This window comes from Clostridium sp. 19966, from assembly GCF_032335695.1.
GTDB lineage: Bacteria > Bacillota > Clostridia > Clostridiales > Clostridiaceae > JACTOJ01.
In genome coordinates this window covers 303,713-317,845 of the sequence record NZ_JACTOJ010000001.1, presented here as the reverse complement: position 1 = coordinate 317,845, position 14,133 = coordinate 303,713, and the positions used below count along the sequence as shown (strand labels likewise).

At 32.5% G+C, this 14,133-nt stretch carries 17 protein-coding genes, 1 other RNA gene and 1 pseudogene; 4 read left to right on the top strand and 15 right to left on the bottom strand.

Going from position 1 to position 14,133, the window contains the following annotated elements; all coding sequences use genetic code 11:
- Nucleotides 1-51 precede the first annotated feature (51 nt).
- The 7 genes from IAI10_RS01450 to IAI10_RS01420 all read right to left on the bottom strand — a co-directional run bounded on the left by IAI10_RS01450 (nucleotide 52) and on the right by IAI10_RS01420 (nucleotide 4,101).
- Nucleotides 52-183 carry a hypothetical protein gene (locus IAI10_RS01450; protein ID WP_315671519.1) on the bottom strand — a complete coding sequence of 44 codons (132 nt, stop codon included), beginning with the start codon at nucleotides 181-183 and terminating at the stop codon, nucleotides 52-54.
- Nucleotides 184-201: 18 nt separating this feature from the next.
- Complete coding sequence (locus IAI10_RS01445; RefSeq protein WP_315671518.1) at nucleotides 202-606, bottom strand: polysaccharide deacetylase family protein; 405 nt, start codon at nucleotides 604-606, stop codon at nucleotides 202-204.
- 11 nt (nucleotides 607-617) lie between these two features.
- A complete protein-coding gene (locus tag IAI10_RS01440) occupies nucleotides 618-1,745 on the bottom strand; it encodes a lysozyme inhibitor LprI family protein (protein WP_315671517.1) in 1,128 nt (375 codons plus the stop codon).
- 100 nt (nucleotides 1,746-1,845) lie between these two features.
- A complete protein-coding gene (locus IAI10_RS01435; RefSeq protein ID WP_315671516.1) occupies nucleotides 1,846-2,406 on the bottom strand; it encodes a hypothetical protein in 561 nt (186 codons plus the stop codon).
- A gap of 90 nt (nucleotides 2,407-2,496) precedes the next feature.
- Nucleotides 2,497-3,087 carry a hypothetical protein gene (locus tag IAI10_RS01430; RefSeq protein WP_315671515.1) on the bottom strand — a complete coding sequence of 197 codons (591 nt, stop codon included), beginning with the start codon at nucleotides 3,085-3,087 and terminating at the stop codon, nucleotides 2,497-2,499.
- A gap of 63 nt (nucleotides 3,088-3,150) precedes the next feature.
- A complete protein-coding gene (gene pth2 / locus IAI10_RS01425; protein ID WP_315671514.1) occupies nucleotides 3,151-3,573 on the bottom strand; it encodes an aminoacyl-tRNA hydrolase in 423 nt (140 codons plus the stop codon).
- A 150-nt stretch (nucleotides 3,574-3,723) separates the two neighbouring features.
- On the bottom strand, nucleotides 3,724-4,101 hold the full coding sequence (locus tag IAI10_RS01420; protein ID WP_315671513.1) for an SdpI family protein: 378 nt from the start codon (nucleotides 4,099-4,101) through the stop codon (nucleotides 3,724-3,726).
- Between the two features lie 302 nt (nucleotides 4,102-4,403).
- Here IAI10_RS01420 and IAI10_RS01415 point away from each other — a divergent pair, with 302 nt between their 5' ends.
- From IAI10_RS01415 to IAI10_RS01405, 3 genes are read left to right on the top strand one after another with little or no spacing between them, the layout of a single operon-like run.
- Nucleotides 4,404-4,541, top strand: coding sequence for a hypothetical protein (locus IAI10_RS01415; RefSeq protein ID WP_315671512.1), 138 nt, complete (start codon nucleotides 4,404-4,406; stop codon nucleotides 4,539-4,541).
- Nucleotides 4,538-4,834, top strand: coding sequence for a hypothetical protein (locus tag IAI10_RS01410; RefSeq protein WP_315671511.1), 297 nt, complete (start codon nucleotides 4,538-4,540; stop codon nucleotides 4,832-4,834). The genes IAI10_RS01415 and IAI10_RS01410 overlap by 4 nt, the downstream gene beginning before the upstream one ends.
- 48 nt (nucleotides 4,835-4,882) lie before the next feature.
- Nucleotides 4,883-5,164: a tetratricopeptide repeat protein gene (locus IAI10_RS01405; protein WP_315671510.1), complete on the top strand. Its 282-nt coding sequence runs from the start codon at nucleotides 4,883-4,885 to the stop codon at nucleotides 5,162-5,164.
- Here IAI10_RS01405 and IAI10_RS24620 read toward each other — a convergent pair.
- The 8 genes and pseudogenes from IAI10_RS24620 to IAI10_RS01370 all read right to left on the bottom strand — a co-directional run.
- Nucleotides 5,078-5,353: pseudogene (locus IAI10_RS24620) on the bottom strand (helix-turn-helix domain-containing protein); the annotation flags it as partial. The gene IAI10_RS01405 and the pseudogene IAI10_RS24620 sit on opposite strands and share 87 nt — an antisense overlap.
- Before the next feature lie 426 nt (nucleotides 5,354-5,779).
- Nucleotides 5,780-6,126, bottom strand: an RNA gene (gene rnpB / locus IAI10_RS01400) — RNase P RNA component class A.
- Between the two features lie 64 nt (nucleotides 6,127-6,190).
- Nucleotides 6,191-7,003: a Nif3-like dinuclear metal center hexameric protein gene (locus IAI10_RS01395; protein WP_315671509.1), complete on the bottom strand. Its 813-nt coding sequence runs from the start codon at nucleotides 7,001-7,003 to the stop codon at nucleotides 6,191-6,193.
- Nucleotides 6,994-7,683: a class I SAM-dependent methyltransferase gene (locus IAI10_RS01390; RefSeq protein ID WP_315671508.1), complete on the bottom strand. Its 690-nt coding sequence runs from the start codon at nucleotides 7,681-7,683 to the stop codon at nucleotides 6,994-6,996. The genes IAI10_RS01395 and IAI10_RS01390 overlap by 10 nt, the downstream gene beginning before the upstream one ends.
- Nucleotides 7,684-7,782: 99 nt before the next feature.
- Nucleotides 7,783-8,670, bottom strand: a complete 888-nt coding sequence (locus IAI10_RS01385) for a PH domain-containing protein (protein ID WP_315671507.1) — start codon at nucleotides 8,668-8,670, stop codon at nucleotides 7,783-7,785.
- Nucleotides 8,671-8,766: 96 nt separating this feature from the next.
- A complete protein-coding gene (gene rpoD / locus IAI10_RS01380; RefSeq protein WP_315671506.1) occupies nucleotides 8,767-9,825 on the bottom strand; it encodes an RNA polymerase sigma factor RpoD in 1,059 nt (352 codons plus the stop codon).
- A 23-nt stretch (nucleotides 9,826-9,848) separates the two neighbouring features.
- Entirely contained in the window at nucleotides 9,849-11,621 is a 1,773-nt protein-coding gene (gene dnaG / locus IAI10_RS01375; RefSeq protein ID WP_315671505.1) for a DNA primase, read from the bottom strand.
- Nucleotides 11,622-11,904: 283 nt separating this feature from the next.
- Complete coding sequence (locus IAI10_RS01370; protein WP_315671504.1) at nucleotides 11,905-12,933, bottom strand: deoxyguanosinetriphosphate triphosphohydrolase; 1,029 nt, start codon at nucleotides 12,931-12,933, stop codon at nucleotides 11,905-11,907.
- A 130-nt stretch (nucleotides 12,934-13,063) separates the two neighbouring features.
- On the opposite strand from IAI10_RS01370, the gene IAI10_RS01365 reads away from it, so the two are divergent.
- Complete coding sequence (locus tag IAI10_RS01365; protein ID WP_315671503.1) at nucleotides 13,064-14,128, top strand: CotS family spore coat protein; 1,065 nt, start codon at nucleotides 13,064-13,066, stop codon at nucleotides 14,126-14,128.
- The last annotated feature ends 5 nt before the right edge of the window (nucleotides 14,129-14,133 follow it).

Below are 14,133 nucleotides of genomic sequence, written 5' to 3'. Positions count from 1 at the left end.
CAAACTGATTCCTCACCTTATTTCTTCAACCTTACTTCTTACTTATTATTTCTACAGCACATCAAATGAATAGCCTTCACTTTTAAGATATTCTATTATACTAGGAAGTGCATCAGCAGAATTCTGCCTCTGAGCAGAGGTATGCATAAGAACAATTAGATTATTCTTATGTCTAGATGTCATTTTTATATTTTGCAAAAGCTACTGAGGAGTCTTGTTCTCAGGAAACTCTGCATCATGGCTATAGCTGTGATTTCCAATTACGTGTCCCTCTGCCTTAATTCTTTTTACCACAGCCTCATTCCCAACAGTATTTTTCCCAATCAAGAAAAAGGTGGCCTTAATTCCATACTTTTTTAAGGTATCTAGCATTTTTGGAGTTACATTTCCAGAAGGTCCATCATCAAAGGTTAAATATGCAACCTTTTTCACCTTAGGAACTGGTGGTTGTGCAACTGGATTTTGCGGTGCAGTTGGTTTTGCAGCCGGTGGCTTGGCTTCTTGAGTTTGGTTAGCTGCAATAGATGGTAATTGCTGTACATTCTCAAATAAGGTAAGTGCTTTTATGGATTCAAATAGAATTGTGTTTTTAGTTGTATAAATCATTGCCATCCCCATCATTTCATATACTTATCCACTAATTCATAGCATCTTTCTTTTGTGGAATCTGCTAAAGATCCTTCATATAATACCTTTTCCATAGTGCCACCTGCCATTTCTGCTGAAGCTTTTTTAGCTTTAGCATCTCTATCTTTAATCCACCCAAGCTCTTCGGTCTGTAAATTTTTCATATCACTTGAAGATAGCTGACCCTTCAAGATTCCATAAATAGCATTTAATTCATCATCCCATTGCTTATATTCCTCACAGGCTTGTTGGTACATATCATTAGTGGAAGCAGATTTATTGTCAGAACTCTTGAACCCTGCTTGAATTTTATCTAGTTTGTCTTTATATTCTTGCTTTTTAGTCTTTTGATTAACGTCATTGCTTTCTGTACTAGATTTAATATCAGTTATTTTAATTTCAATATTGTCCGTATTAAAATCATACCAAACCGCGTCCTTTTTATTATCTTGTGCTTTAGTAAAATTATTATAAGCCTCTTCAGTAACAGCCTTGTTATCAATATAGTATGTGTGGGTTAAATCATCACCTTTTTGCACTGAGTCCTTATAGCCCAAAATCTGTAGTTTACTAACATCATTTTCAAAGCTAATTTTCCCATATCCATTGTTAAAGGCACTATTTGAGAAACCAACTGATCCATCTGCTTTGAGATTAGCAAAACCTCTCAGCACCTGAATATATCCGTTGACTTTCTTGCCATTATAATGTAATACTTCGTAAAATTCTACGAAATCTCCAGTAGTTAATTCCAGCACAACTTCAGGCCTTCCATCTCCATCCAAATCAAGTACTGCAAAATGTTTTAATTTGAAGGTAGTTTCATAAATTTCTCCATTAGTCAAAAAATCCTTCAAGTATACATCCTTTTTATTATCACTGCTATAAAATTCAGCTTTATTTTCCAATACTGCTTTATAGGCTTCAATTGCTTGGTTTGTATTATCATCGGCTAATAATTGAGTCTTTGAATTTTTATTATCATCCACAGAGGCTACCTTAGCATCTGTATTTATACTTTTATTATCTGAGTTTGAACCGCTATTTTTATTTGAACATGCAGTAACTGAAATACCTAATATAAGTACCATAAGTATACTTAGTATTTTACCATTCATACAATCACTCCTAATATATAATCAAAGTAAAAAATGTTATATTCTTGTATTCTATACTATTCAATACGCCCAAATAGTTTTAAGGTTCTTGAATAAATTTCTATTTTGGAGTAAATGAGGTTTCAGCATTATATGTATTGCCCTTATATGTTATAGTTATGTCCACATTCACAGTATACCCTGCTGTAGCCCTGCTTATGTCTACCTTTATTGGAGCGCCCACATTCCCACTTATAGGTGTATTCTTACTTTTGTAGTTACATTGTCCTACAAAGGTTCCACCAGGGCCGCTAACATTAATAGTAATTCTTTCATTTTTTGATGGAGTAGAATCACTTACGCTTACTGAAAAGCTTACATTTTCTTTTTGTACAGGTGCTGGAGTAGACGCCGGTGCAGTAGTTGAAGCCTTAGTTTCAGTATTACTTTTAGTCGGTGCCTGATTATTGACTTGAGAAGTTGGTTTTGCTGCTTGGTCCGAGTTGCTACTTGAAGCTTTATCAGCGGTATTTGTATTGCCAGTTGTTACAACACTATTGCCACTTTGCTGAGTTTTTGTTTCAGGTTTGCTGGTAACCGCACTATCTGTTTGCTCACAGCCAGAAAGCACAAAGGCACTAGCTACCAATAATACCGCTAACTTTTTTGTAATGTTTTTCATTTTATCTCATCTCTTTGCAAAAATAATATTTATTTTAACATAAATTGACATCTTTTGCAAAATAAAAAACACTATTAAAGATATTAGCAGCTATGCATGAATATTTTCTGGAAACATCAAATTGTTACTATCAAATATTTTTTCCATATTTCCTCGTACAAATAGAGTGGTGTCCTCTTCCTTGTGAAGATTAACTGCAAGCTCTTGCGTGTTCACTGGTGTAAATCTAAACTGCAGCTCTGTTACTATATTAAAGTTCCACGCAATGCGCTGTGATACTTCCTCTAAAGTTAAATTGGATTTTCCTAAAATATCATAAACCACAACTGCATTATCTTCTTGCTCCATGCAGAATATTAGATTTGCTTCTTGGTCATACCAAACATGCTCTGCAAAAACTCCCTGATAATAAAATTCATGAAGTATTTCATTATCAAGCATACTTAGGGCAGAATAATTAGAAAGAATTTTATAATGTGCCTTCACAAGTTCAATATTTTCTTCTATTTTCATATGAAGCTTATCCATTGTCACCTTCTGTTTGCCTAATACAATCATAGAATATTCATATTCCTGCTTTTTTGTAAAACCAAATTTAGGATAATACTCTAACACGCTATCGTTGGCAAACAAAAATATTAAATCACAATGATTTTTCCATCTCTCACAAATCTGCTCCAATAGATACCTTCCAAGGCCCATTTTCCATATTCAAACCTTCTTTATTTCATGATAGTATATTTGCTATAACAGCTTCAAGCTGCCTGTAATTTTATCTATCTCTTCTGATTTTGCAGGTCCTATAGCCAAGCAAGTTACAGTGTTTACCCCTTTAAACATGGTTACTCCAGCATCAACAATCAGTGAAACTGGTAGATTACTTTGCTTGGTCTGGTTGTAAATATCCATTAGCTCATTTTCAGAATTAACATATAAGCATATTTTAGCAACTCCACCATTTAGCCATTCATCTAAGTCTGAGCCCTTATTTACTTCTAATGATAATTGATATTTTCCTTTATTCCCATCAGCAGCACCTTCATCCATACTTTTGCTGCTTTTAAACATATTTAATACTACATCCAAGGAAGCATGACTGCCTTGTGCAATCATTTTACCTTTAGTCATTTGTAGATCTTTTCTCATTACAATTACTTGTTTTACCATTTTCTAAACATCCATTTCTTATTTCATATTAATTAGCGTTTGCCCTAATTTCTTTCTTTAGTTCCATAATACTTTAATTTAAGTTCAGCTCCAAAGTAATTTTTTTATCCGAGATCGATTGTATATTAATTTCTCTTCATTTTGCTTATGCTATTTTCTTTTACCATGTTCATCAAAATTATTCTTTAAGGCTATCTCCGTAGGAAATATAGAACCAATTAAGAAAATAAGTTGAATACCACAAAGTATTCCACCAAAAGTTCCTACAATTTTTATACTCTTTCCAATTATAAACAGCATAGCTATAGCAGAAAGAACAATCATAATGCATCCTACTTTTAACCATAACTTTCCACAATAATGATGTGCAAACTCCCACGTTTCTTTGCTTTTCATAGACATAGTTGTTCGATATCCAAAGAATTCGTTGATTTCCTTTGGTACGTTTTTGATGAAATATTTACCCAACATAATCATTATTAATGGAATTAATAAATCCATAACCATCATAAAAATCCAAAACCCCATTACTGTTTTGCCTCCTTAATTCTAAAGTAATCAATTTGAAAAAACTCTTTTCATTTATTTAATTATATATCATATAAATGAAAAGATATAAATATTTTGCATTTTATAGTGAATTTTCAACTCAGTTCATGAATAAAGTTCAAAATTAAAATCAACATAAAATGAAGCTATTTTATCATGTTCCATTATAAAAATTTGCATACTTATATTGGAAAAATAATAAAAATTAAAAAAATGTTAAAATATCCTTTAACCATGTTATAATGCAATGGTAATAACCATTTAATGGTGATGAGATATGAGTGGAATGTAGAGTTATACCTGTAGGTGAAAAGCTTAGAAGGTTAAGGGAAAGATATGGATTAAACCAGGATGAAATTGTGGGCACCGATATAACCCGAAATCTTATAAGCAAATTGAAAATAGCAAAGCTAAATTGACTAGAAGTACCGCAGAAATAGTTATGAAACATGCTGTAGAAAAACTAAAAGAAAAAAACCTTCCAATAGATATTGACATAGAATATCTATTAGAAGATGAAGAAACTCAAGCTAGAAAGATACTTGATGGATTCATTGAGGAGCTTAGAGCCCTTGCTGAAAATAAAGATGATAAGTATGTAGAAAGTTTTAAGAAAGCTGAAGAATTTTTATTAGAATGGAATTTCATAGATAAAAAGATAATTATTTGTGAGATCACTGGCGATTATTTTTATAGTAAGAATGACTTTTGAAAAGCTTCACTTTATTATGAAAATACTAAGTGCCTTATGAATTTAGATATGGAATTTGAACCGTTAATTCAGCTATTACAGAAGCTTTCTAACACGTATTCTTATATGGGTAATCTTAGAGAAGGAATAAATACTTGTAATTATGCTTTAGATAGATTTCCTGAAATGGATAATGGAAAAAAGATAGGATTTTTATTTAATATTGGACTTTATTATAATGAGCTTAAGGAATATGAAAAGTCTTTAGAATATATAAACAAAGTAATTAACCTGGCAGATAGCAATACAAAAGTGCGGCTTATGAGATACCATCAAGATACCAGCCAATAAAGCTCCCCATCTACCACATCCGATAACACTAATTCTTTTGAAAGTTTTTTCTGCATTATTCGAATTAATATCTTCATTAAATTTTATTTTTGAAATATGTGCTTTTATTATATCATCAACAGATACACCATATAATTCAGATATTTTCACCAATAACTCTATATCTGGAATAGAACTTCCTTTCTCCCATTTTGAAACTGCCTATCTTGAAACACATAATTTATTTGCCAGTTCGTCTTGGGTAAGTTTGTAATGTTTGCCTAGTTCGGATAAATACAACCCAATATCGCTATAGTTCATATGATCACCTCCACTGTAATTATATCTTATATTTAACCCCATAAACAGCGAAAGCATTTTGCATTTTAAGGAATATAGAGCAACTGCCCCAGCATTTTAACAGCTGATTTTTCAAGCACAATACAACAGCTAGCTATATAGTTTTATAGTTAGCTAGTTATATATTTATCTAGCAGCTGTGAGAATCTGAATTATAGAAATGAACAATTAAAGCTTTTCCTGTCATTTATATGTATTAATCAACCACAGCATTAAAATGCTTTGGCAAGAGTTTGGCAAAATAAAAAACACCAACCATAGAAGTCAGTGTTTTCAATAGCGAGATAAGTCTGTAAGCCGAGTTCTGTGTTTGACAGTCATCTATCTAGGCCTGCTGTTACCAGTCAGACTCAAGCGACGCACCCGGAGACGGGACGGGCAGCCCCATTAGTCTCCCTATTCGGTCTTGCTTCAAGTGGGGTTTACATAGCCGCAAAGTCGCCAATGCGCTGGTGAGCTCTTACCTCGCCTTTCCACCCTTACCAGAGCCAAGCTCTGGCGGTATATCTCTGTTGCACTTTCCTTAGAGTCGCCTCCACTGGGAGTTACCCAGCACCCTGCCCTATGAAGCTCGGACTTTCCTCTCCCCGGCATAACCGGGCAGCGACTGTCTGGCTTACTCGCAAGGTATATAGTATCATATAATAATCTACATTTCAATGGAATATTATGTATATATCAATATTTTTATAGAAAGTTATACGGACTCTTATTTTTCTCAGAAATCAGCACCTTTAAATCCATAGCTCTCTCTTTAGCTATTTTCTCAAATTCTCTGCCGAAATATTTCATAGCTGGCCACTCGGTATCAAAGTGTCCCGCATCAATTACTGCTATTTTTTCTTCGAAGAAGTCACTGACATGGTGATAGCTGGTGTCTCCTGTGATGATGCAGTCCGCTCCCATTTTTTTAGCTAACGAAAAATAATCTTCACCACTGCCATTTATTACAGCTGCCTTTGTTATTTCCCAGTCAGGTTCCCCTGAATATCTTAAATGCTGCATTCCAAAGGCTTTTTGGCAGTCTTCTATAACTTCCTTTAGGCTTTTTGCCTTTGGCAGCTTATATATACGTCCTACCCCTACAGCATCACCATTTTTATCTTCACCGCTAACTTCCATGATTTCAGCAGCTTCATATTTAAGAAGCTTCATCACAATATCATTCAAACCATTTTTAACAGAATCAAGATTAGTGTGACTGGCATATACATTTATATCATTTTTAATCAGCATTCTAAGCTTTTTTCCTATAAGAGTATCTTCATTTATATTTGAAGGCTTTAAAAACAATATAGGATGATGAGCTATGATTAACTCACAGTTCTTGTCTATGGCCTCCTTAATGACCTCTAAGGTGCAGTCTAAGGTAAATAGCACAGAGCTTATAGCAGCATTTTTATCTCCAAGCATTAAGCCTACATTGTCATAGCTTTCCTTAAATCTTGCTGGAGCTATGTTTTCCATTATATCCATTATATCTTTAAGAATTACAGACATCTTATTACCTCCTTTAATGCTTTATTTTTGTTTTCTATAAAATTCTTTCTTTCCATAGAAGCTTCTGAATCCACTTTTATGGCAGATAAAATTTTGTTGTTTAAATCTATCTTATAATCAATGAAATTCCTAAGCAGCGGATGCTTTTTTTCTAGAAAAATAGGACTTATTTCGTATTGAAGTTCCTCTAAATACCTTGGTTTGCATCTACCTGAAAGCTTTATAGTTTCATAATATTTTCCCTCATCATAGCATAGATCTTCCTCTAGTATTTTATACCCATTTTCATATAGAAACTTCCTGAGTACATCACTGTGCTGAGCTGGTGTCAGTAGGCAAAAGGAAAGTGAATCATATATATCTTCTCTTTCGCTTATTATGTCTATGATAAGATTGCCGCCCATACCTGCTATTATAGCTCCCTCTGCTTCTCCTGCCTTTAAGGTGTTAAAACCGCTGCCTATTCTGCACTGAATTTTATTTTCCAGTCCGTAGAATTTTATGTTTTTCTCTGCCTTTTGTATAGGACCTTTATTTATATCCGAAGCAATAGCTTTATTGCAAATATTGTCCAAAAGTAAATATATTGGAAGATAGGCATGATCCGTACCTATATCTGCTATAGAATCACATTTATCTACCATATCCGCTATAGATTTTAATCTGTTACTTATTATCATTTGCTTCCACCCTGTCTATTAATTAATATATAAAAGCTATGTTTTAAAGCATTGGCCATATTAATGAATATAACCTATCTTTTAAAACATAGCCCTAATTTATGCAAACTTGAATAATATTCTAAGCTGTAAAAACATGAATATAAGCACCACAAATAAAGATACATATAGATATTTATATGCAGACTTTTTATCATATTTTGCACTAAAGTATGCCGCGTAATACATACAAAAAAGTATTATCATATTAAAAACACCATAGGTCATCTGCTTGAAGGCAAATTCCTTGCTAGTTCCAAAATCCGTAGGGATGAATCTAGCATTAAAGGTTAACGGCATCTGCTGCGGCATGGCATTTCTAAGATATAATATAAAGGGATTTAGTGTGAGTATTATTATTAATATAGAAACCAATACTAAAGTCACAAAAAATTTTTTATCCTTATATAGCTCTACATTTTTATTGGGAACATACTCTTTAATATTATTATCAATATTTTTCTGCTTTAATATGTCTATTATCTTGTCCAAATTCTCAGGTGAAATACCATAACACATCTTCTCCGTCTTCAAGAATAATACAGCTTTATTAGAAGATACGTACATGTAGGTAGTACCAATTTTATCTATTATATTCCTTCCATAAGCGAACTTATCGCTGCCTATTCCTGAAAGCTTTATGCTGTGTATATTTTTTTCTGAGATTTCGTAGCCCATTATATCATTATAAAATATCTTTGTAGATTTTAGTCCCCAAAAATAGCTTATAGTTATATTATCTTCGTATACCATGTACTTAACGGAAAAATCCATAAGTAAATAGTACAAATAATATACATCCACAAGTATCAAGCCTATCTTTAATACATTATAAACTACATAAGAATCTACTAGCTTTAATAATATTACTATAAATGCATTGAACAGCAGTGCTAAAAATATAGCATACATGCTGGCAATACCTCTAATAGGTTTATATATTTCCATAAGACCACCCTTCCAGATTAATATTATAACATACTTTATCATTACTGTTAAATAACAGAGCACTATGCCCTTTTCTAGAAGCATGTGCTCTGTTTATTAATCTAGATAATCCTTAAGTTTTTTGCTTCTGCTTGGATGCCTTAGCTTTCTTAAAGCTTTTGCTTCTATCTGTCTTATTCTTTCACGAGTAACATTAAATTCTTTTCCAACTTCCTCAAGAGTTCTAGCTCTTCCATCATCCAGCCCGAATCTAAGTCTTAATACCTTTTCTTCTCTTGGAGTTAAAGTATCTAATACATTTATAAGCTGTTCTTTAAGCATAGTGAAAGCGGCTGCTTCTGCAGGTGCTGGAGCGTCATCGTCTGGAATAAAGTCTCCTAAGTGGCTGTCTTCTTCTTCACCTATAGGCGTTTCAAGGGATACTGGCTCCTGAGCTATTTTCATTATCTCACGTACCTTATCTACAGGCATCTCCATGATTTTAGCAACTTCTTCTGCTAAAGGCTCTCTCCCTAGCTCCTGAAGCAGCTGTCTTGATACTCTTATAAGTTTATTTATAGTTTCTACCATATGCACAGGTATTCTTATTGTTCTTGCCTGGTCTGCAATAGCTCTTGTTATTGCTTGACGAATCCACCAAGTAGCATAAGTACTGAATTTGTAGCCTTTTCTATAATCAAACTTTTCTACTGCTTTTATAAGACCTAAATTACCTTCTTGAATCAAATCAAGAAAAAGCATACCTCTTCCTACATATCTTTTAGCTATGCTTACTACTAGTCTTAAATTAGCCTCTGCCAACTTTTTTTTAGCGTAGGAGCTTCCTTCTTCTATCTTTTGTGCTAAATCTATTTCTTCTTCAGGAGAAAGCAATGGAACCTTTCCGATTTCCTTCAGGTACATTCTTACAGGATCATCTATTGCTATGCCTTCTGGCACTGAAAGATCCAGCTCCTCTTCAGTCACCTCTATTTCAGCCATATCTCCTATAACATCTATACCCATGGATTCTAGTACTTCATATATTTTTTCAACCTGCTCTGGACTAAGTTCAACTTCCTCCAGCTCATCCATTACCTCTTTATATGTTAACGTACCACTTTTCTTACCCTTATCTATAAGTTTTTTTACCACTGCCATCTTAGTATCTTTCATTAATGTTTCCTCCTTCCGCAGAACTACGCTTTTTCAATTTCTCTTTTGATTTGTATGAGCTGTCTTGCAAGTTCTAAGGACTCATCTAACTGCCCATTCTCTTCGCATTTCTTTATCTTAGCCATAATATGATTTTTTTCTTCCTCCAATTTGTACTTTTTAATCTCTTTAACGTAATCTATAATAAGTTGCTTATTTTCCAAATCTTCCTTCATCAAGTCTATTTCTTTAATAATAATCCACTCTTTAGAACTGTCAATATCTTCACATCTATCTTCAACATATCTTTCTATATCTCTTATTCCTTCTGACTTTGCGGCATTTATTAACTCAAATATTTTTTTATGTCCGCTAATTATTAACATTTCTTCTCTTACTGTTTCCAAAATATATTTATAACATTCATCATTTATATACATTATCTTCAAAAGAGTTCTTTCCGCCTTTAAATAGGCTGGTTCTATATATAATTTATAACCAATTGTTGGAATATTATTCATATTATTGTCTTTCTTGTTTTTCTTTGTCAAATCATTGTTAAGAAGATCATATATGGCTTGTTCTTTTATGCCCGTGTCCTGCGACATTTTTTTTATATACACATCTTTTTGTACTGGATTCAGCTCTGACAATATATCAGTGACGCTGCTCACGTATTTTATTACGTGTTCCTCATTTTTAAAATCTAATCCCCTACCTGCTTCTTTTATTTTATATTCTATGAGAGGAAGTGCATTTTCCATAAGATTTTCAAAAGCCTCTTTTCCATTGGCTCTCACAAATTCATCCGGATCTTTTCCAGATGGAACTCTTAATATTCTTACATCAAAGCCTTCATTTCTTAATATTTCCATACCTCTCATTGTTGCAGCAACACCTGCACCATCAGCATCATAAGCAAGTATTACCTTATCTGCATATCTTTTTAAAAGCTTTGCCTGGTAAACCGTAAGTGCCGTACCAAGTGATGCAACCGCATTAGATATACCATATTGATGAAGCGATATGCAATCCATGTATCCTTCCACTATAACAATAACTCTTGAACTATTGTTTTTAATAGCGAAATTCAGGCCATAAAGATTAGTACCTTTTTGAAATAAAGTGCTCTCTGGAGAATTCAGATATTTTGGTTTAGAAGCATCCAATACTCTCCCTCCAAAGCCTATGACTTTACCTCTGTAGTCAAAAACGGGAAACATGACTCTATTTCTAAACCTATCATACATGTTTCCTTTCTCGGATTTTATTATAAGCCCAAGGTTAAGCATATCTAGTTCGGTATATCCTTTTGATTTTAAATACTTTAGTAATGCATTCCACGAATTGTCAGCATATCCCAGTCCAAATTTTTTAATAGTATTGACTCCTATGCCTCTAGCTTTAAAGTATTGCTGTGCAGTCCTATTAATCGTTATATTTCTATAAAAATATCTTGCTACCTCTATATTTAATTTATATAGCTTTTCTTTAGCTGCTTCTATGGATTTTGTTTTTTCATCCTCATATTCTATTGATATATCAGCTCTCTTTGCAAGATATCTTACAGCCTCCATGTAAGTCATATTCTGGGTCTTCATTATGAAAGTGAATACATTACCAGCTTCGCCGCATCCAAAACATTTGTAAATTTGTTTATCACTGGATACGCTGAAGGACGGAGTTTTCTCATGGTGAAACGGACATAGTCCAGTATGATTTCTACCACTTTTTTTAAGTCTCACTACTTCAGATATTATTTCAACTATGTCACTCTCGTCTCTGATTTCTTGCATAACTTCTTCTGGAATTCTCAAAAAGGCATCACCTATCTTCAATAAATAAGAAGTTTTTTTCCACAAGTTCTATAATATTCGACACAAAAATTAAAAATCCTTCTAACTATTTATATAAATTTTAATTTTTTTACACGTTAATTATTTTTTTTACTTTTTCACATTAAACTTATCTTTAAAACACTGATATCGCCTTTAGTTTTGCTTAAGAATATTTTTTTAAATACAGCGTTTTATTATAATTTTATTTTGTCAATGATATAATAAAAATATTCCTATTTGAGGAATTTCATGATAAAAAATACTAATATATTACTAGCTTAGGAACATATATATCATTAAATACGTATAGACAAAAGTCATCGCTCATACCAGAAATATAGTCTGTCACTCCCTGGTAAGCTCCTTCTCTTTCTGAAATCTCTCTATAGAATTCAGGCAGTTTATCTAAATTTTTTAAGAAATACTCGTACACCTGTCTTACTACAAACTGTGCTTTCTCTCTCTCTTGTTTTAATATATCGCCCTTATATATATTCTTAAACAAGAAATTTCTAAGCTTAACCATAGCGTCCCCTACTTTTTCGCTGAGAGCTACTTGAAGTTCTCCTTTATTTATGTTTGCAATGGTTGTGTATATGCAGTCTTTTACTAAGGTATCAATTCTTTCACCGTGACTTATACCTAAAGTATCTATTATATCCTTAGGTATATCTTCTAATTTAAGTATTCCTGCTCTTATAGAATCATCTATATCATGATTTATATAAGCTATTTTATCGCTGTACCTCACAACCTGCCCTTCTAATGTATATGCTTTACTTTTGATATTATTAAACCCACTATGATACAAAATTCCATCTAGTACCTCTGGAGTAAGATTTAATCCCTTTCCTTGCTTCTCTAAAACTTTTAGCACCCTTACACTGTTCTCATTATGCTTGAAGCCTCCAGGTATAATTTCGTTAAGCACTTCCTCACCCGTATGAGCAAAGGCAACATGTCCTATATCATGTCCTAGAGCTATAGCTTCAATCAAATCTTCGTTTAGCCCGATACCTTTTCCTATGGTTTTGGCTACTTGAGCTACTTCTAAGGTGTGCGTAAGCCTAGTTCTATAATGATCTCCCCAGGTTTTTATATATACTTGAGTTTTATGCTTCAACCTTCTAAAAGATTTGCTGTGTATTATTCTGTCTCTATCTACCATATAAGCGGTTCTTATCTCATCTTCGTTTTCCTTTGTGTCCCTTTCGCCATGGTTTTTAGATAATTTTGCAAAAGAATTTAATAAAATAGTCTCGTTATATTCTATCTTTTCTCTTATATTCATCAAAAACCACCCCTTATTTTTTCTATTCTATAAAAGTTTAAAAACTCCTTTTTTTTATGTAATTAATGTATATTAATTCTCAATCTATAATATGTTTATAATGGAACATTTTTAAAAGGTGGGATAACTTATGGCTTATGAAGCAGTGAAATATAGCATTGAAAATTTGTCGGATAAAGAAATTAAAGATAATGTACTCTCCCATTATGGGCTTGAATATTCCGATATGTCACAAATTAAATTTAAAGATACTGATAAACAGAGAGCTGTATACAAAGTTGAATATTCTAACAAAAGTTACTGCCTTAAAAAAGTATATTTTAATGAACAAGACTTACTGTTTGTATATTCCTCCATAGAATGGCTTCACAGAAATAACATAAATGTACCTAAGCTTCTGCCTACAAAACATTCTGGCAGATATGTACTGTATAAAGGTATGCTTTTTATATTAACTCCTTGGATAGAAGGATCAAGATGTAATTATGATAACATAGATAACATACTAGCCTCCAGCTTAAATTTAGCTAAAATGCATAAATGCTCTAAAAATTTCAGTCCAATAATAGGAAGCAGAGCTAGATCAGGCTTTGACGATATGTTTACTTCAACCCAAAAACATTTTAATCAAATACTTACATCTTCAAATATGGCTTTTACTTATAAAGACAAATTTTCCAAAACCTTTTTGCAAAAATTTGATTCAAATCTAATATTGGCTAGGAATTCATTGAGTTTAGCTTCTAAAATTAATTCTGCAAACTTAGAAACTTGCTTATGCCATATGGATTATGTTAATAAAAATATTATTTTCGACACTAATAATGATTTATGGGTCATCGATTTTGACAAATGCCGAATTGATTACAAGGTTCATGATATATCTTATTTCCTTAGGCGTCTATTAAAAAGAGACAATACTAAGTGGGATATTGAAATTGCTATTAATTCCTTAAAACAATATGAAGAAATACTTCCTATAAATTTGGACGAATATAAATATATAATGTGCTATTTATGTTTTCCGCAGAAATATTGGAAGATATCCAGAGACTATTATAACAACATACAGAAGTGCAATAAAAATGCTTTTAATCTTCTTTTAAATAAAACTGTGGAAAAAACCGAATCTCAAGTTGAATTTATGACTAATCTTAAGGAATATGTAGAAACAAAATTCCATACAAAATTATAAGAAAA